Genomic DNA, 17,688 nt, shown 5'->3' on the forward strand with positions numbered 1-17,688 from the left:
TTACTGCGGCGTTCCGCTGGCGGGAGCCGGCACCGACGGCAGCGCGCCGCCGGGCGACTGGGCGATCAGCGAGACCTTGGTGAAGCCGGCCTGCCCGACGAGCCCCATCACCTCCATGATCTTGCCATAAGGCACGTCGCGGTCGCCGCGCACCAGCATCACCTGGCTCGGGTCCTGGGCCGCGAGGGCACGCAGGCGCGGCATGATCGCGTCCGGCGTCAGTTCTTCCTTGGCGAGGTAGGGCTTGCCGTCCTTGTCGATGGAGATCTCCAGCGGCTTCTTGGCCTGGGCGACCTTCTGGGCCGTGGTCTTCGGCAACTGCACCGGCACGCCCGTGGTCATCAGGGGGGCGGCAACCATGAAGATGATCAGCAGCACGAGCATCACGTCGACCATCGGGGTGACGTTGATCTCCGACATCGGCGCCGCGTCGAGGCCATCTTCGTCGTCGCCGCCGCCGGCGCGGATCGAACCCATTGCCATGGTGGAGCGGCCCTCCGGGGCCAGGGCGGCTGGCGATCAGGCCGGTCCGCCGCACAGGTTGGTGTCGGGAATCGGCGCTCGCTCGGCGCCGAGGAGGTCTCGGTCAGAGTGGAACGGTCACTCGGCCGCGGCCGCGCGCCCGTGCACCGTGCGGTCACGGGCGAGGCGGTTGCCGAGGATGCCGATGGTGGAGACGAAGCTCGACTGGACCCGGCCGACGTCGTTGATGAGTTTGTTGTAGGCCATCACCGCCGGGATCGCGACGATGAGGCCGATGGCGGTGGCGAACAACGCCTCGGCGATGCCCGGCGCCACCACGGCCAGCGAAGTGTCCTGGCTCTTCGCGATCGACGAGAACGAGTTCATGATGCCCCAGACCGTGCCGAACAGGCCGATGAACGGCGCCGTCGAGCCGGCGGTGGCCAGGAGCGGCAGGCCGGTCTGGAGACGCTTGATCCGGGTGGTGAGCGTGGCCCGCATGGCGCGCTCGATGCGGTCGCGCCGCTCGGCCCGGGTCTCGCTGGCATCCTGATCGCGCCAGGCCTCGACGGCCGCGCCCGTGATCTGGGCGTCGATGCCGCCGCCGGACGATTCCAAGGCCCCGCCGGAGCGCACCAGCACGTCGAAGGCCTTGGCCTGACGCTTGGCGGCGGCGATCCGTACGATCTTCTCGAAGACGACGGTCCAGCACGCGATCGAGGCGATCACGAGCAGGATCATCACGCCCTTCACGATCGGATCGGCTTGCAGGAACAGTCCGATGAAGGAAAAGTCGTGGGCGACTTCGGCCGGCGCGGCGGTCGGATCCATGGCGGTCTCTCTCGGTGCGTGCGGTGTTCGACGTGCGGACTGTGTCGTCGGATCTCGGGTGCGCCGATCAGCGCACGAAGGCGGCCGGCGTCTTGCTCTCGGTCTCGATACGGTCGAGACAGGTCTCGCGGCTGGCCTCGCCGCCCTCGCAGGCGAGGACATCGTTGAGGAGCAGACGGCTGATCTTCGGGCAGGCGATGCCGGGGAAGTCGAACAGGCGGACCATCGTCTTGCGGTCCTGTACCGGCCCGAGTTCCACGGAGAGTCGCTTCTGGGCGATGCCCTCAGTATCGAACGCGAAAAGGTCGACCTTCAGGGATTTCAGGGCCGGGCCGCGGCTGTTGTCCACGAGCAGGTAGGTCCGGCAAGCGTCGCCCGCCGGCTCCAGGCGGTTGAGTTCGAGCTTCAGGGGAACGGCCGCACCCTTGCCGTCCTGAGCAAGCGCGGGCACGGCGAGGCCCGCGAGCATCGTCAGCGACGCGAGACCAGAGATGGCACGCCGCGCCACGATGATCCGATTCCTCCGCAAGGGCCGTTCTCCGATCACGCCGCGTACTCCGTCAAAGGCCTCCGCCGCCCAATGCGACGCTTTTCACGGTTCCCGCACGATGCCCGTCCCGACGTGACGTCGCGACGGCCCTGCCCGGTCCCGATTCGGGTTCGCCAACGCCGAGACGCGCGGTCCGAAAACCACGATCCGTGCGCTGCCTGATGCGGGGTGGGCATATCCGAGGACCGGACCGCAGATCAAGCGCAGGGCCGAATATCAGAGGAATTCCAAACTGTTACTCGTGGCCCATATGCAGTCAAGCTTGTGGTGTGCCGGAGCGTCCCGTGTCGGTTTGCCGAAAACACCCGAACGCCCGGAGGTTAACGGGGCAATGCGTCCGACAGGGCAGCCCTTGATGCGCTCCGGGGCGGCCTCCATATCGCGAGGACCGGGGAGCCATCGCCGGGAGGGGTGCTGCTCAGGCGGGCCCCGATCACCGAAGTGCCTCATGAAACTCTGTTTCGGGCTTCGCTGGAAGGATATGCGTTCGTGACGACTCGGCCCTCACCGTTCGGACATCCCTTTCTCCTCGGGTTCGATGAGATCGAGCAGGCCCTCGACCGGGTGTCGAAGGCCGCCAACGATGGGTACCCGCCCTACAATATCGAGCGTCTGGCGCGCACCGAGCATCAGCCCGAGCGCCTTCGCATCACGCTCGCGGTCGCAGGGTTCACCCGCGATCAGCTCGACGTGATGCTGGAGGAGAGCCAACTCGTCGTGCGAGGCCGGCAGGTCGACGACAAGACCCGGCAGTTCCTGCATCGCGGCATCGCCGCGCGTCAGTTCCAGCGAGCTTTCCTGCTCGCGGACGGCATGGAGGTGATGGGCGCCGACCTCTCGAACGGTCTGCTCTCCATCGATCTGACCCGGCCCGAGCCGGACCGGATCGTGCGCAAGATCGCCATCGCATCCCGTGACGAGGCCTGACATCGGGGCCTCGGCACCACATAGACCGCCGGGCATGATCCCGGTGTACCGCTCTGCCAAGAAGGAGGGCAGTCCATGACCGAGTTCAACACCAATCCACTCACCCAGGCCGATCTCGACCCGGCGGAGTTCAACGTGGCCGATCTCGCGGCACTCGGTGAGGGGCATATCGCCTACGTGCGGGCCATCCGTTCGGATGAGGTGAAGCGCATCTTCCCACAGGCGCCGGACCTGACCCCCGGCCTCGACCTGTTCGCGCTCCTTTCCGCCAGCGGCGCGCCGATCCTACTCGCTGATTCCCGGGACGCCGTGGTGGCCAACGCGGCCGCGAACGACCTCTACACGGTCAGCCTACACTAGGCGGCATATCGGCCACCACCGCCAGGAGCCGCGCGAGGTCCTGCGGGCGCGAGAGGCGGTGGTCGCCATCGGCGATCAGCGTGAGGAGGGTGCCGGCTTTCGGCAGTCTCTCCACCACCCGGAGGGCGTGCGTATAGGGCACGTCCGGGTCGTCCATGCCCTGCAGGATGTGGACCGGGCAGGCGGGATCGAAGGGGCTTCCCAGGAGGCAGTGGCTTCGCCCATCCTCGATGAGCGCGCGGGTGATCGGAACGGGGGTCGGATCGTAAGCGCTCGGCCGAAACCAGGCCCCGTCCCGTTCGATCTGTGCACGGACCTCCGGCGGGAATCGGTCCCATAGCAGGCTCTGGGTGAAGTCCAGAGCGGGAGCGATGAGCACGAGGCCCGAGGGGGCCGGTCGGCCGTGTCGCGCGAGAGCCTGTGCCACCAGGCACGCGATCCAGCCGCCCATCGACGATCCCACCAGGATCGGGCGTTCCAGCGCATGCGCGGCAATCACCGCCTGCGCATCGGCGAGCCAGGTGGAGATCGTGGCCTCGGCGAACACACCGCCTGATTCACCGTGGCCCGTATAGTCGAAGCGGACCAGGGCGCGGCCGGCCTGCGCGGCCCAGGCATCGAGGGCCATCGCCTTCGTGGCTCCCATGTCGGAGCGAAATCCGCCGAGCCAGACCAACGGTGGACCGTTCCCGGGCCGCCGCCGTACGGCGATCTGGCGTGCCGCGTCTCCGGTCCCGACTTCGATGAAGTCCGGAGCCTCGCCCTGCGCAGACGTCATTCGTTAACCCTCGCCCTGGGATGCATCGAACTGAATGCATCGCCTTCGCATTTCGTTTACCGGGCCGTAAAGCGCGGCGTTCAAGCTCACGGCCATGACCGATACGCAAGACGGATTCTGCTGGCCTCGGGTGACCAGCCCTGGTTTCTTCTACGGGCCCTGGGCCAACTCGGCTTGCTCGTCATGAATGGCGACGTGCGCGGCAGTTTCCCCAGCGAGCGGGTGCCCCTCGCCGGGGCAACCATCCTGCAGATCATCCCGGAACTCGATGCGGGGGGCGCAGAGCGCACGACCGTCGACGTCGCTGCCGCTCTCGCGGCGGCTGGTGCTCGTGCGCTGGTCGCAACGGAAGGGGGACGCCTGATCGGCGAACTACAGGCCAAGGGCGGGATCTGGCTGCCGTTTCCGGCGGCTTCGAAGAACCCGCTCGCCATGGCTCTGAACGTCGGTCGCCTCGCGCGGCTGTGTCGGCGCGAAGGGGTGCAGATCGTTCATGCGCGATCGCGGGCCCCGGCCTGGGTCGCGCTCGGCGCCGCGCGGCGGCTGAAGCTGCCCTTCGTGACCACCTATCACGGCAGCTATTCCGGCCGGACGGGCGTGAAGGTCCTGTACAATTCCGTGATGGCCCGGGGCGACGTGGTGATCGCCAACTCGCACTACACGGCAGACCTGATCCGGACCCTGCATCCCGAGCAGGCGGGTGACCGGGTCCGGGTGATCCATCGCGGTACCGATCTGGCGCAGTTCACACCTGCGGCGGTCCTTCCCGCACGGGTCGAGACTCTGCGCCGCGCCTGGGGTGTCGCCCCGCACGAACGGGTGGTGCTGCTCGCCGCACGCCTGACGGGCTGGAAAGGCCAGCGCGTCCTGATCGAGGCGGCGGCGCTGATGCGCGACCGCGGCGTCACCGATGTCGCGGTCGTGCTCGCGGGCGATCCGCAGGGGCGCGTCGGCTACGAGCGCGAGCTCGACGCATTGATCGCGGCACGCGGCCTTCAGTCGATCGTGCACCGGGTCGGGCATTGCACCGACATGCCGGCGGCCTTCCGGGCCGCTTCCGTGGTGGCGGTTCCGTCCGTGGAACCCGAGGCTTTCGGGCGCTCCGCGGTAGAGGCGCAGGCGCTGGGTACGCCGGTCGTGGTTTCGGATCTCGGCGCCGTGCCCGAGACGGTGCTGGCGCCCCCCGAGGTCCCGCCCGCGCAGCGGACGGGTTGGCGGGTACCGCCCGGCGACGCCGGGGCTCTTGCCGATGCCCTGTCGGAGGCTCTCTCCCTTGGGGCCAGTGCACGCGATGCCATGACCCGGCGAGGCCGGGCGCATGTCGAAGCGCATTTCTCACTGGAAGGCATGGTCGGCGACACGCTCGCTGTCTATGCCGACCTCATCGCGAGCCGGGCGATGGCCGCGCAGGCGTGATCGCTGCGTCCAATGAACCAAACCGCGACGACCGAGTTGACTTGCACGACAGTTCAGCCAAGGTGTCGCATCGAATTTCGCGAGCGATGGGTGGCCAGGATCGACCCCAACCGGGGTTCGGGTTCGTAGGCTGCCGTTTCGTCGTTTCACTAGGAGACCAAAGCCATTCGTAGACCTATGAGAGCTATGCCGGCCCCGCAGAAGGACGGGCCGCGCGCCAACCGGGATATCCGCGGCGTTCGCGAAGTGCAGCTCATCGACGACACTGGACAGAACCGTGGCGTCGTCGCCTTCTTCGACGCCATCGCGATGGCTGAGGAGGCAGGTCTCGACTTGGTCGAGATCGCACCGAACTCCGTCCCTCCCGTCTGCAAGCTTCTCGATTACGGCCGCTTCCGCTTCAACGAGCAGAAGAAGCAGAACGAGGCGCGCAAGAAGCAGAAGACGGTCGAGGTCAAGGAGATCAAGCTCCGCCCCGGCATCGACAAGCACGACTACGACACCAAGATGAAAGCCGTGATCCGGTTCTTCGAGGAGGGCGACAAGGTCAAGGTGACCCTGCGCTTCCGCGGCCGTGAGATGGCACACCAGGATATCGGCCTGCGTCTGCTCGAGCGGGTGAAGAACGAGACCCAGGAGATCGCGAAGGTCGAAAGCGAGCCGATGCTCGAAGGCCGTCAGATGATCATGATCCTGGCGCCCCGCTGAGTTGCGCTAGGCTTACCGTTCGTCCTCGACAAAACACCGCCTTTCCCCGGAAAGGCGGTGTTTTCGTTTTTCGAAATCGCCCCGTCCGGCGCGATTGAGGTGGAGGGGGCCTCAGCTCACGGGCAGCATCCCGCACGAGGATGCTGCCCATCCTAGGGGTCGCTATTTCAGCAGAGAGATCTGTGCGTCGCCCGTCCGCCGCAGGACGTTGACCGTCACGTCCTCTCCGTAGCGCTGCAGGCGCAGGTCCACGCGCGAGGTGCCGATCTTCAGGTTGAAGATCGAGACTCCGTCGAGGAAGGGTGGCAGAGTCGGATTGCGGAAGCGCACCCGGTTGCGATCGTGGTCGATCTCCAGCCCGAGGCAGGCCGCCAGGAATGCGAAGGGGGCGGCCGCTGCCCAGGCCTGCGGCGAGCAGGCTACGGGGTAGGAGACGGGCCCGCGCTGGTGCCGCCGCATGAAGCCGCAGAACAGCTCCGGCAGGCGCTTCTGATCCTGATACAGAGCCGTGTCGAACATGCCCTCGAAGATGCGCGAGGCTTCCTGCTTCAGGTCGTAGCGCGCCAATCCGAGGGCGATGAGCGCGTTGTCGTGCGGCCAGATCGAGCCGTTGTGGTACGACATCGGATTGTAGCGCGCTTCACCGCGGGCGATGGTGCGCACACCCCACCCATTGAAGCCATCCTTCGACAGAAGGTTGGCCGCGACGCTCGCTGCTCGCTCCGGCAGGGCGATGCCGGTGAAGAGCGCGTGGCCGGCATTGGACGAGCGCACGGCGCATTGCCGCTTCTCACCGTCGAGGGCGAGGGCATAGGTGCCGATCGCCTCGCACCAGAACGCCTTGTCGAAGTTTTCGCGCAGGACCGTCGCCTCGTCGCCGAGACGCTGCGCCAGATCGTCATGGCCCAGGAGAGCGGCGAGCTTGGCAGCCCCGTTCTTGGCGGCATAGACGTAACCCTGGACCTCGCAGAGCGCGATGGGTCCCTTCGCGAGATTGCCGTCGGTATGGAAGATCGAGTCGTGGCTGTCCTTCCAGCCCTGATTCTCCAGGCCTTTGTCGGTATCGCGAGCGTATTCGACGAAGCCGTCGCCGTCCCGGTCGCCGTACTCGTCCATCCAGGTGAGGGCGAGTTCCAGAGCGGGCCAGATCGCCGAGATCGTCTCGAGATCGCCGGTGACGGCGTAGTATTCCCAGGCCAGCATCACGAAGAGCGGTGTGCCGTCGATGGTCCCGTAATAGTGGCGGAACGGCACCTCGCCGAGCATGGCCATCTCGCCCCGCCGGGTCTCGTGCAGCACCTTGCCGGGCTGTGCGTCGGCGGCCGGATCGACGGCCTTGGCCTGGGTCGAGGCGAGGTAGCGAAGGACACCCTTACCAAAATTCGGGTCGATCCAGAGCGCCATCATGGCGGTGATGATGCCGTCGCGCCCGAACACCGTGGAGTACCAGGGGATGCCGGCGAAGGGATAGATACCCTCCGGTGTGCGGCTCGCGAGCATGTAGAGGTCGGCGGTGGCGCGGCAGGCAGCCTCGTTGAACTGATCGTTCGACGAGATGATCGTGGTGATGCCTGCCGTGAGCTGGCGCAGGTCGCGGCGAGAGTCGCGGTAGGCCCGGGCGAAGATGACACCCTCGGCCAGACCCTTGGGATGGCGCGGAGCGGCGGAACTGCCGGCGGCGCGCGACAGGCCAGCGGCGGCATCCTCGCCGACGCGCTCGGCCGCTGGGGCACTCGTGAAGGCGCGATGCGATTCGAAGACCGCTCTCAGGAACAGCGACGCCCGTCCGCCCGGCGGCAGGGAGACGGTGAACTCGGCGCGGCCCGGCTCGATGTGCTTCGGCTTCGGCCCGAAATGAAGGCTCGTGGTGCGCACGACCTCGTCGAGACCGGCGTAGCGGAACTGGACCTCGGACTCGCTCGCAACCTGGACGCTGCGCTTGCCGCGCACGGGGCGATCCATGCCGCGAACCTCGAAGAGATCACGGAAATCGGCATCGAAGGTGACGGCGACCTTCAGGTGCCAGTGCCGGGAGTCGTAATTGCGAAGGCCGATCCGGTCGTAGCAGGCGCCCTTGAACAGGAACTTGGTACGTTCGATCGCGATCAGTTCGCGCGGAATCGTGGTCTCGTCATGCGCATCGATGCGGATGTCGGGCGTCGTCATGTCGACGCTGAGGGCGCCGTTGTCATCCTGCATCACGGAGGAGAGCAGCAACGGCCTCTGGTCTTCGATGGTCACGTGCAGACGTGAGAGATAGCGGGTGTCCTGGAAGTAGAGACCCTCGGGACCGGGAAGCACGCCGATGTCACCGTAGCTGTCGAGCACCGCAAAGGCTTCGCCATACTTCAGCGAGCGCAGCGGGCGCTCGACCAGGGAGGTCTGCGCCTCGATGTGGTACTGCGGCAGGACTTCGTCGGCATCCTGGAAGCCACGGGGGATCCGCGTCTCGGTCGCGGGCTCGGAGGTCGCCTTCAGTGTATCCGCTGCCATGCCTGAGCGTCTCCGAAATGGGGGTCGAATCGAAAGGGCCGCCGGTCGCATGATGCGGCGCGGCGGCCCTCAGTGGCAGAGGTAGTGCGGCAATCTTGCGGCGCCAGCCCGCCCGGCGGCGAGCAAAACCGATGCCGGGCGGACCCGGCTCGGCCTGCTTCAGGCCGGCATGGCGGCGACGGAGATCTGGGGCAGGGCGGAGCCGTTCATCTCGCCGTAATGCGAGGAAAAGGCACCCGCATGCGGCAGCTTGATCACCGAGTTCGCGCCGGCGAGCAGTTGCTCGTAGGCGGCCACGTACTTGCGCACCATGCACTCGGCGGTGAAATTGCCCTCGAAATGCTTGCGCACGCCGGCCCGGCTCATCGTCTTCACGGTGTGAACGGCCGCCACCGCATCGTCCATCGAGTCGCACAGGACGCCGGAGACGCCGTCGGCGATGACTTCCGGCACGGAGCCGTTGCGGAAGGCGATCACCGGCGTGCCGGCCGACATCGCTTCGATCATCACCAGGCCGAAGGGCTCCGGCCAATCGATCGGGAAGGCGAGGGCGAGGGCGTTGCCGAGGAAGTCCTTCTTCTGCTCCTCGTTGATCTCGCCGATGAACTCGACGAGCGGATGGTGGATCATCGGCTCGATGACCTCGTCCCAATAATCCTGGTCGGCCTTGTCGACCTTCGCGGCGATCTTCAGCGGCACGCCGGAGCGGATCGCCATTTCGATGGCGCGGTCGGGGCGCTTCTCCGGGGAGATGCGGCCGAGGAAGGCGAGATAGCCGCCTTTCGACTCCGGGTAGAACGGGCAGTTCTGGGCCGGCAGGCCATGGTGGATGGTCGAGAGCCAGTTCACGTTCTCGGGCATCGGATCGCGCTGGTTGTCGGAGATCGACACCAGGGGCATGCCCGTGAAGGTCCGGTAGACCGGCATGAAGTCCGGTACGTCCAGGCGGCCATGCATCGTGGTGAGGCACTTGTGGTTCAGATCCTCGAACATCGGATACTGAAGCAGATCGATGTGGAAGTGCAGGATGTCGAACTCGTGCGCCCGCTTGTGCACGTGGTGCAGCATCGCGAGGTGGCTCGCGGTATGATCCCGATAGCCCAGGAGACGCAGGCCCTCGGGCGTGCAGGCAGCCAGCTTGGCCGAGGTCTCCGAATCGCCGCTGGCGAACAGGGTCACATCGTGGCCCTGGCGAACCAGTTCCTCGGTGATCCACGACACGACGCGCTCGGTCCCACCATAGAACTTCGGGGGTACGGCCTCCGAAAGCGGAGCAATCTGGGCAATGCGCACGAAGCGTCTCCTATGAGGTCGAATGTTGCGCCGACCTAACGCGATCCGGCCTGAGTGGGACATGAACGAAACGGACGGCCAAGGTTATGGTTCCCGGCCCCGCCTCATCGCCAGGGCTCTCTGACAAATCGTCCGGGATGTCCCCGATATCCCCGTGCTCGGTGCTGTCTGGCATACCAGCCAAGCCTATGGCGGGACTGGCAGGAACCCTGCCGCGAAGGGCCCTGCGCGCATCGGTCGTGTTGTGCGGAAGGGACGGAGAACTACTTGAGGCGCATGGCCGATTTTGTGCGACGCACGATGCCCTTGTTTCACTTCGGGGGGTCGTCTAAGCCTCGCGCCTGCGCAGTCTGGCATTGGAGCAATTCCACGTGGCCGGCGGCGCCGAAGGCGTCGCAATCGTCCGCGAACACGAGAGGTTCCGCATGTCCGGCCTGATGGCAGACTATCTGCCCCTCATCGTTTTTATCGGCGTCTCGGTGTTCATTGCCGCGGCCCTGTTGGTTGCACCCTTTCTCGTCGCCTACAACAGCCCCGATCCGGAGAAGCTGTCGGCTTACGAGTGCGGCTTCAATGCTTTCGACGACGCGCGCATGAAATTCGATGTGCGCTTCTATCTTGTCGCGATCCTGTTCATCATCTTCGACCTGGAGGTCGCGTTCCTGTTCCCGTGGGCGATCACGTTCGGTGAGCTCGGATGGTTCGGCATGTGGTCGATGATGGCCTTCCTCGGCGTTCTGACCGTCGGCTTCGTCTACGAGTGGCGCAAGGGCGCGCTCGAATGGGACTAGCGCCTCCGAATCGCGCTGCTCACGAAGCCTACCTGTCCGAAGCCTGATCCCGAGAAACCGATGGCCTTCAGCCCCGACCTCTCCCGCGCCCCGGCGATCGCGCCGGCCCCCAAGGGGATCATCGATCCCAATACGGGGCTGCCGATCGGCGCCGACGATCCGACGTTCCTGTCGATCAACAACGAGCTCGCCGACCGCGGCTTTCTCGTCACTTCCACGGACGACCTGATCAACTGGGCTCGTACGGGCTCGCTGATGTGGATGACCTTCGGTCTCGCCTGCTGCGCCGTCGAGATGATGCAGATGTCGATGCCGCGCTACGATTGCGAGCGCTTCGGCTTCGCACCGCGGGGAAGCCCGCGGCAGTCCGACGTGATGATCGTCGCCGGCACGCTGACCAACAAGATGGCTCCCGCCCTGCGCAAGGTCTACGACCAGATGCCGGAGCCGCGCTACGTCATCTCCATGGGCTCCTGCGCCAATGGCGGCGGCTACTACCACTACTCCTACTCGGTGGTCCGCGGCTGCGACCGGGTGGTGCCGGTGGACATCTACGTCCCGGGCTGCCCGCCCACGGCCGAGGCGCTGCTTTATGGCGTGCTCCTGCTCCAGAAGAAGATCCGCCGCACCGGCACGATCGAGCGCTGAGGAAGGACGCCCGGCATGACCAACGGCATCAGCATCCTCGCCCATACAGCACCGGATTCCGGCATCGGCGCCCTGCAGCGGATCAGCGACCATGTCGCCGGCGCGCTGGGCCCCGCGATCGTCTCCCGCGCGATCGCGTTCGGAGAGCTCACCCTCGTGGTGCAGGCCAGCGACATCGTCTACGCGCTGACCTACCTGCGCGACGACCCGGCTTGCGCGTTCCGCTGCTTCATCGACATCTGCGGCGCCGACTATCCGGCCCGCGAGAAGCGCTTCGACGTGGTCTACCACCTGCTCTCCCTGCGCCACAACACGCGTATTCGCGTGAAGGTGCAGACCGACGACCAGACGCCTGTACCATCCGTGATCGAAGTCTTTCCCGCGGCGAACTGGTTCGAGCGCGAGACCTACGATCTCTACGGCATCCTGTTCTCGGGCCACCCGGATCTTCGCCGCCTGCTCACCGATTACGGCTTCGAGGGGCATCCCCTCCGTAAGGACTTCCCGCTCACGGGCTTCGTGGAGGTCCGCTACGATCAGGACGAGGCCCGCGTCGTCTACGAGCCGGTGAAGCTCACCCAGGAATTCCGGAACTTCGACTTCCTCTCGCCGTGGGAGGGCACCGAGTACGTGCTCCCGGGCGACGAGAAGACGTCGGCTTGAGCGGCGGAGCGAGGCCATGACCGAGCACAACATCCGCAATTTCGCGATCAACTTCGGCCCCCAGCACCCGGCGGCGCACGGCGTCCTGCGCCTCGTGCTGGAACTCGACGGTGAGATCGTTGAGCGCGTCGATCCCCATATCGGCCTCCTGCACCGCGGCACCGAGAAACTGATCGAGCACAAGACCTACCTACAGGCGACGCCCTATTTCGACCGGCTCGACTACGTTTCGCCGATGAACCAGGAGCATGCCTTCTGTCTCGGCATCGAGAAACTGCTCGGACTCGAGGTGCCACGGCGGGCGCAGCTTATCCGCACGCTGTTCTGCGAGATCGGTCGTATTCTCTCCCACCTCCTCAACGTCACCACGCAGGCCATGGACGTCGGCGCGCTGACGCCCCCGCTCTGGGGTTTCGAGGAGCGCGAGAAGCTGATGATCTTCTACGAGCGCGCGTCGGGCGCCCGGCTCCACGCCAACTACTTCCGACCCGGCGGCGTCCACCAGGATCTGCCGCCTGCGCTGATCGACGACATCGAGGCCTTCATCGATCCGTTCCTGCAGGTGGTCGACGACCTCGACAACCTCGTCATGGGGAACCGCATCTTCAAGCAACGCAACGTCGACATCGGCATCGTCACCGTGGACGAGGCCATGGCCTGGGGCTTCTCCGGCGTGATGGTGCGCGGCTCGGGCATCCCGTGGGACCTGCGCAAGTCGCAGCCCTACGAAGCCTACGAGGAGATGGAATTCGACATCCCCGTGGGGAAGAACGGCGACACCTACGATCGCCAGGTCATTCGCATGGAAGAAATGCGCGAATCGGCCAAGATCATGAAGCAGTGCTGCATCAAGCTGCGCGAGCCTGCCGGCCAGGGGCCGATCGCGGCGACCGACGGCAAGATTGCGCCGCCGCCGCGCCGTGAGATGAAGCGTTCGATGGAAGCGCTGATCCACCACTTCAAGCTCTACACAGAGGGCTTCCACGTCCCGGCCGGTGAAGTCTATGCCGCCGTCGAGGCGCCCAAGGGCGAGTTCGGCGTCTATCTCGTCGCCGACGGCACCAACAAACCCTACCGCTGCAAGATCCGCGCTCCGGGTTTCGCCCACCTGCAGGCGATGGACTGGATGTGCCGCGGCCACATGCTGGCCGACGTGTCCTGCGTGCTCGGCACGCTGGATATCGTGTTCGGCGAAGTGGACCGGTGAGGATCAAGGTTCGAAACTGATGGCCAACCGCAGACTCGCCCCCGCCGCCGAGCAGCCTGCCTCCTTCGCGTTCTCGTCCGAGAACGCCGAGTGGGCGAAGGGCCAGATCGAGAAGTATCCCGAGGGCCGTCAGGCGTCCGCGGTGATCCCGCTGCTCTGGAAGGCCCAGGAGCAGAATGGCGGCTGGCTGCCGCAGAAGGCGATCGAGGCCGTGGCCGACGAGCTCGGCATGCCGCATATCCGTGTGCTCGAGGTCGCGACCTTCTACACGATGTTCGCGCTGGAGCCGGTCGGCAAGTTCTGGATCCAGCTCTGCGGGACCGTGCCGTGCGATTCCTGCGGCGCCCGCGAACTGAAGGATTACCTGCACCACCGCCTCGGCGCCCCGGGCCATGTCAGTGCGGACGGGAATTTCTCCTGGCTCGAGGTCGAGTGTCTGGGCGCCTGCTGCAATGCGCCGATGGCACAGATCAACCAGGACTATTACGAAGACCTGACGCCCGATCTCCTCGGAAAGCTGATGGACGACCTCGCCGCCGGTCGGCCCGTGAAGGTCGGATCGCAGGCCGGACGAACCTCGTCCGAGCCGCTGGGCGGCGCCGATACGCTTACCGACGCAACCCTGTTCGATGGATCTCGCGTCGGCGCGTGGCGCAAGCGCTTCGAGGAGAAGGAAGCCGAGGGGGGCACCGAGCAGGGCAAGGCCGAGGCGGCATCGTCCGAGCAACGCGCCGCCGCCGAGCCGATGCCGGCTCGTCCCGATGCCGGTCGGGCGGTGGGGACGCCGGCGACCGATGGCCCCGCTCAGCGGATTGCGGCCGGCGAAACCCCGGTGAAGTCCGGCGACAAGGCGGATGCCGCCGACGGAACGGAGTCGACGGTCCAGCCATCTGCGCAGCCCGCTGCCGCGCCGGAGACGATCGCCAGGGCGGAGGCGGCCGGCGCTGAGGCCGGTACGCAGTCCGATCTGCCCCGCAACGAGCCGCCGCCGCAGCCCGCCGCATCGGGCGCCAGCCCGGAAGCCGCCAGCGCGAAGCCGGGCGATGCGAAGGCACCGACGACGAAGGCCTCGACGACGAAGCCGTCAACGCCCCGGTCTCCCGCCCCAAAGAAGGGGAACTGACATGCTCGCCGATCAGGATCGCATCTTCACGAACCTCTACGGCCTGCACTCCCCGGGTCTGGAAGCCGCCAAGCAGCGGGGCGCCTGGGACGGGACCAAGTTCCTCCTGGAAATGGGACGGGACTGGATCATCGACGAGATGAAGCAGTCCGGTCTGCGCGGCCGTGGCGGAGCCGGCTTTCCAACCGGCCTCAAATGGTCGTTCATGCCCAAGAAGTCCGACGGGCGCCCGCACTACCTCGTCGTCAACGCCGACGAGTCCGAGCCGGGGACCTGCAAGGACCGGGAGATCATGCGGCACGATCCGCATCTCCTGATCGAGGGCTGCCTGCTGGCCTCCTTCGCGATGGCCGCGCATGCCTGCTACATCTACATCCGCGGCGAGTACGTCGCTGAGAAGCACGCGCTCCAGCGGGCGGTGGACGAGGCCTACGAAGCCCGCCTCGTGGGTAAGGACAACGTTCACGGCTACCCCTTCGACATCTACGTCCATCACGGCGCCGGCGCCTATATCTGCGGCGAAGAGACGGCGCTGCTGGAGAGCCTCGAAGGCAAGAAGGGCATGCCGCGCCTGAAGCCCCCATTCCCCGCGAATATGGGCCTCTACGGCTGCCCCACGACGGTCAACAACGTCGAGTCGATCGCGGTGGCGGGCACCATCCTGCGCCGGGGTGGCGCCTGGTTCGCCGGCCTCGGCGGCAAGAACAACACCGGCACCAAGCTGTTCTGCGTCTCGGGCCACGTCAACAAGCCCTGCAACGTCGAGGAAGAACTCGGGATCACGTTCCGCGAACTCGTCGACAAGCACTGTGGCGGCATGCGCGGCGGCTGGGATAACCTGCTCTGCTCCATCCCCGGTGGCTCCTCGGTGCCCCTGGTCCCGGCCGAGCAGATCATCGACGCCAAGATGGACTTCGACACCCTGAAGAACCTCGGCTCCGGCCTCGGGACGGCGGCGGTGATCGTGCTCGACAGGTCCACGGACATCGTCTCGGCCATCGCCCGCATCGCCTATTTCTACAAGCATGAGTCCTGCGGCCAGTGCACGCCCTGCCGGGAGGGTACCGGCTGGATGTGGCGCGTGATGCTGCGCATGGCGGAGGGCCGGGCCCAGCGCCGGGAGATCGACATGCTCCTCGACGTGACGAAGCAGATCGAGGGCCACACCATCTGCGCGCTCGGGGATGCCGCCGCCTGGCCGATCCAGGGGCTGATCCGGCACTTCCGCCCCGAGATTGAGAAGCGCATCGACCGCTACAGCGCCAACCCGCATTCCGATCCGGTGCCGATGGCGGCGGAGTGATCCGCCCCTCGCGCCGCCCCTAAGTTTCGAGACCGAGACCCACGCATGACCAAGATCGTCGTCGACGGCACCGAGGTCGATGTTCCGGCGGAGTACACGCTGCTCCAGGCCTGCGAGGTCGCAGGCGCGGAAATCCCGCGCTTCTGCTTCCACGAGCGGCTGTCCATCGCGGGCAACTGCCGGATGTGCCTCGTGGAGCTCAAGGGGGCTCCGAAGCCGGTGGCCTCCTGCGCCTATGCGGTGAAGGATTGCCGTCCGGGCCCCAACGGCGAGCCGCCGGAGGTGCTGACGCGCTCGGGCCAGACGAAGAAGGCCCGCGAGGGGGTGATGGAGTTCCTCCTCATCAACCACCCGCTCGATTGCCCGATCTGCGACCAGGGCGGGCATTGCGACCTGCAGGACCAGGCGATGGCCTACGGGGTCGACTCGACCCGCTACGGCGAGAACAAGCGCGCCGTCGAGGAGAAGTATATCGGGCCGCTGGTGCGGACCGCCATGAACCGCTGCATCCACTGCACCCGCTGCGTCCGCTTCCTGGCGGAGGTGGCCGGCGTGCCGGATCTCGGTGCCATCGGGCGTGGCGAGGACATGGAGATCACGAGCTACCTCGAATCCGCCATGGGCTCCGAACTGCAGGGCAACGTCGCCGATCTCTGCCCCGTGGGCGCCCTCGTCCACAAGCCGCAGAGCTACGAGGTCCGGCCCTGGGAGCTGTCCAAGACCGAATCCGTCGACGTGATGGATGCGGTCGGCTGCGCCATCCGGGTCGATGCCCGCGGCCGCGAGGTCATGCAGATCGAGCCGCGCGTGCATGAGGGGATCAACGAGGAGTGGATCTCCGACAAGACCCGCCACGCCGTGGACGGTCTGCGCACCCAGCGCCTCGACCGGCCCTACCTGCGCGAGAACGGCCGCCTGCGCCCCGCCTCCTGGGGTGAGGCCTTCGCCGCCATCGCCGCCCGGGTGAAGGGCACCGATCCGAAGCGCATCGGCGCGGTGGTCGGCGACCTCGCGGGTGTCGAAGAAACCTATGCGCTCAAGGCCTTGATGACCTCCCTCGGGGTGACGAACCTCGATTGCCGGCAGGCCGGCGAGGCGATTGACCCGACCTGGGGCCGGTCCGCCTACACCCTCGGCACCGGCATCGCCGGGATCGAGGAGGCGGATGCCATCCTGCTCGTGGGGACCAATCCGCGCCTGGAGGCCTCCCTCCTCAACGTGCGCATCCGCAAGCGCTGGCGGATGGGGCCGCTCGCCGTCGGCCTGATCGGTGAGCCCGTCGACCTGACCTACCCCCATACCTACCTGGGCGCCGGACCCGAGACCCTGGCCGACCTCGCCTCCGGCCAGCACAGCTTCGCCGAGGTGCTGAAGGCGGCGAGCCGGCCCCTGATCATCGTCGGCACCGGCGCGCTCGCCCGGCCCGACGGCACCGCGATCCTCGCCGCCGCGGCGAAGCTCGCCCGGGAGATCGGTGCGGTCACGCCCGAATGGAGCGGCTTCGGCGTGCTCCAGACGGCGGCCGCCCGGGTCGGGGCCCTCGATCTCGGCTTCGTGCCGGGGGAGGGCGGGCTCGACTTCGCCGGCATCGCGAACGGGGCGAATCTCGACGTGGTATACAACCTGGGTGCCGACGAGGTCGCGGTGGGACCGGGTGCGTTCGTGATCTACCAGGGCACCCACGGCGACCGCGGCGCCACCCGCGCCGACGTCGTGCTGCCGGGGGCCGCCTACACGGAAAAGAGCGCCACCTACGTCAATCTCGAGGGCCGGGTCCAGACCACGAATCGCGCCGGCTTCCCGCCGGGCGATGCCCGCGAGGATTGGGCGATCCTGCGCGCCCTGTCCGACGTGCTGGGCAAGCGCCTGCCGTTCGATTCGCTGGGAGCCCTGCGCCGGACGCTCTACGCCGAGCATCCGCACTTCGCCGCCCTCGACGCCATCGCGCCGAGCGACGCGGTGGCCACGGTGGAGACCCTGTCGGGTCTCGGCGGCGAGCCGGCCCGCACCGCCTTCGCGGCGGCGGTCCCGGACTTCTACCTCAGCAACGCGATCGCCCGCGCCTCGCGGGTGCTCGCCGAATGTTCGAGCCTCGCCCGGGTGCGCGGCCTCGAAGCGGCCGAATAAGGATCTCC

Annotated in this window: 17 protein-coding genes; 11 read left to right on the plus strand and 6 right to left on the minus strand. The window is 67.0% G+C overall.

What is annotated here, in order from left to right; all coding sequences use genetic code 11:
* The 3 genes from tolR to ACXJY8_RS20650 all read right to left on the minus strand — a co-directional run bounded on the left by tolR (window position 1) and on the right by ACXJY8_RS20650 (window position 1,762).
* Window positions 1–483 (minus strand): protein TolR, encoded by a 483-nt coding sequence (tolR, locus tag ACXJY8_RS20640; RefSeq protein ID WP_463773026.1) that lies wholly within the window; start codon window positions 481–483, stop codon window positions 1–3.
* 117 nt (window positions 484–600) lie between these two features.
* Window positions 601–1,293 (minus strand): MotA/TolQ/ExbB proton channel family protein, encoded by a 693-nt coding sequence (locus tag ACXJY8_RS20645; protein WP_463773029.1) that lies wholly within the window; start codon window positions 1,291–1,293, stop codon window positions 601–603.
* A 67-nt stretch (window positions 1,294–1,360) separates the two neighbouring features.
* Window positions 1,361–1,762 (minus strand): Tat pathway signal protein, encoded by a 402-nt coding sequence (locus ACXJY8_RS20650; RefSeq protein WP_463780859.1) that lies wholly within the window; start codon window positions 1,760–1,762, stop codon window positions 1,361–1,363.
* Window positions 1,763–2,332: 570 nt separating this feature from the next.
* Here ACXJY8_RS20650 and ACXJY8_RS20655 point away from each other — a divergent pair.
* On the plus strand, window positions 2,333–2,770 hold the full coding sequence (locus ACXJY8_RS20655; protein ID WP_056214570.1) for an Hsp20 family protein: 438 nt from the start codon (window positions 2,333–2,335) through the stop codon (window positions 2,768–2,770).
* Window positions 2,771–2,845: 75 nt separating this feature from the next.
* The gene (locus ACXJY8_RS20660) at window positions 2,846–3,130 is read left to right on the plus strand and encodes a BQ00720 family protein (RefSeq protein ID WP_055947330.1); all 285 of its coding nucleotides are present in this window, start codon (window positions 2,846–2,848) and stop codon (window positions 3,128–3,130) included.
* Here the strand turns inward: ACXJY8_RS20660 and ACXJY8_RS20665 are convergent.
* A complete protein-coding gene (locus ACXJY8_RS20665; RefSeq protein ID WP_463773034.1) occupies window positions 3,117–3,908 on the minus strand; it encodes an alpha/beta hydrolase in 792 nt (263 codons plus the stop codon). The two genes, ACXJY8_RS20660 and ACXJY8_RS20665, sit on opposite strands and share 14 nt — an antisense overlap.
* A 183-nt stretch (window positions 3,909–4,091) precedes the next feature.
* On the opposite strand from ACXJY8_RS20665, the gene ACXJY8_RS20670 reads away from it, so the two are divergent.
* Both ACXJY8_RS20670 and infC read left to right on the plus strand, forming a co-directional pair.
* Window positions 4,092–5,324 carry a glycosyltransferase family 4 protein gene (locus ACXJY8_RS20670; protein ID WP_463773037.1) on the plus strand — a complete coding sequence of 411 codons (1,233 nt, stop codon included), beginning with the start codon at window positions 4,092–4,094 and terminating at the stop codon, window positions 5,322–5,324.
* A gap of 186 nt (window positions 5,325–5,510) precedes the next feature.
* Entirely contained in the window at window positions 5,511–6,032 is a 522-nt protein-coding gene (gene infC, locus ACXJY8_RS20675; protein WP_238280755.1) for a translation initiation factor IF-3, read from the plus strand.
* Between the two features lie 162 nt (window positions 6,033–6,194).
* Here infC and ACXJY8_RS20680 read toward each other — a convergent pair whose 3' ends face one another.
* Window positions 6,195–8,525 (minus strand): amylo-alpha-1,6-glucosidase, encoded by a 2,331-nt coding sequence (locus tag ACXJY8_RS20680; protein WP_463773043.1) that lies wholly within the window; start codon window positions 8,523–8,525, stop codon window positions 6,195–6,197.
* A 159-nt stretch (window positions 8,526–8,684) separates the two neighbouring features.
* The gene (locus tag ACXJY8_RS20685) at window positions 8,685–9,818 is read right to left on the minus strand and encodes a glycosyltransferase family 4 protein (protein WP_463773048.1); all 1,134 of its coding nucleotides are present in this window, start codon (window positions 9,816–9,818) and stop codon (window positions 8,685–8,687) included.
* 425 nt (window positions 9,819–10,243) lie between these two features.
* Here ACXJY8_RS20685 and ACXJY8_RS20690 point away from each other — a divergent pair, with 425 nt between their 5' ends.
* From ACXJY8_RS20690 to nuoG, 7 genes are read left to right on the plus strand one after another with little or no spacing between them, the layout of a single operon-like run.
* Window positions 10,244–10,609 carry an NADH-quinone oxidoreductase subunit A gene (locus tag ACXJY8_RS20690; protein WP_056465990.1) on the plus strand — a complete coding sequence of 122 codons (366 nt, stop codon included), beginning with the start codon at window positions 10,244–10,246 and terminating at the stop codon, window positions 10,607–10,609.
* Between the two features lie 60 nt (window positions 10,610–10,669).
* Window positions 10,670–11,257, plus strand: a complete 588-nt coding sequence (locus tag ACXJY8_RS20695) for a NuoB/complex I 20 kDa subunit family protein (RefSeq protein ID WP_056465993.1) — start codon at window positions 10,670–10,672, stop codon at window positions 11,255–11,257.
* Window positions 11,258–11,272: 15 nt separating this feature from the next.
* Complete coding sequence (locus ACXJY8_RS20700) at window positions 11,273–11,920, plus strand: NADH-quinone oxidoreductase subunit C (protein ID WP_463773054.1); 648 nt, start codon at window positions 11,273–11,275, stop codon at window positions 11,918–11,920.
* Window positions 11,921–11,936: 16 nt separating this feature from the next.
* Complete coding sequence (locus ACXJY8_RS20705) at window positions 11,937–13,127, plus strand: NADH-quinone oxidoreductase subunit D (protein ID WP_108035458.1); 1,191 nt, start codon at window positions 11,937–11,939, stop codon at window positions 13,125–13,127.
* A 19-nt stretch (window positions 13,128–13,146) separates the two neighbouring features.
* Window positions 13,147–14,250, plus strand: a complete 1,104-nt coding sequence (gene nuoE, locus ACXJY8_RS20710; protein WP_463773057.1) for an NADH-quinone oxidoreductase subunit NuoE — start codon at window positions 13,147–13,149, stop codon at window positions 14,248–14,250.
* 1 nt (window position 14,251) lies between these two features.
* Complete coding sequence (nuoF, locus tag ACXJY8_RS20715) at window positions 14,252–15,553, plus strand: NADH-quinone oxidoreductase subunit NuoF (RefSeq protein WP_463773060.1); 1,302 nt, start codon at window positions 14,252–14,254, stop codon at window positions 15,551–15,553.
* A gap of 45 nt (window positions 15,554–15,598) precedes the next feature.
* Window positions 15,599–17,680, plus strand: coding sequence for an NADH-quinone oxidoreductase subunit NuoG (gene nuoG / locus ACXJY8_RS20720; protein WP_463773062.1), 2,082 nt, complete (start codon window positions 15,599–15,601; stop codon window positions 17,678–17,680).
* Window positions 17,681–17,688: the final 8 nt, after the last annotated feature.

It is taken from the genome of Methylobacterium sp. TK31, assembly GCF_055361545.1.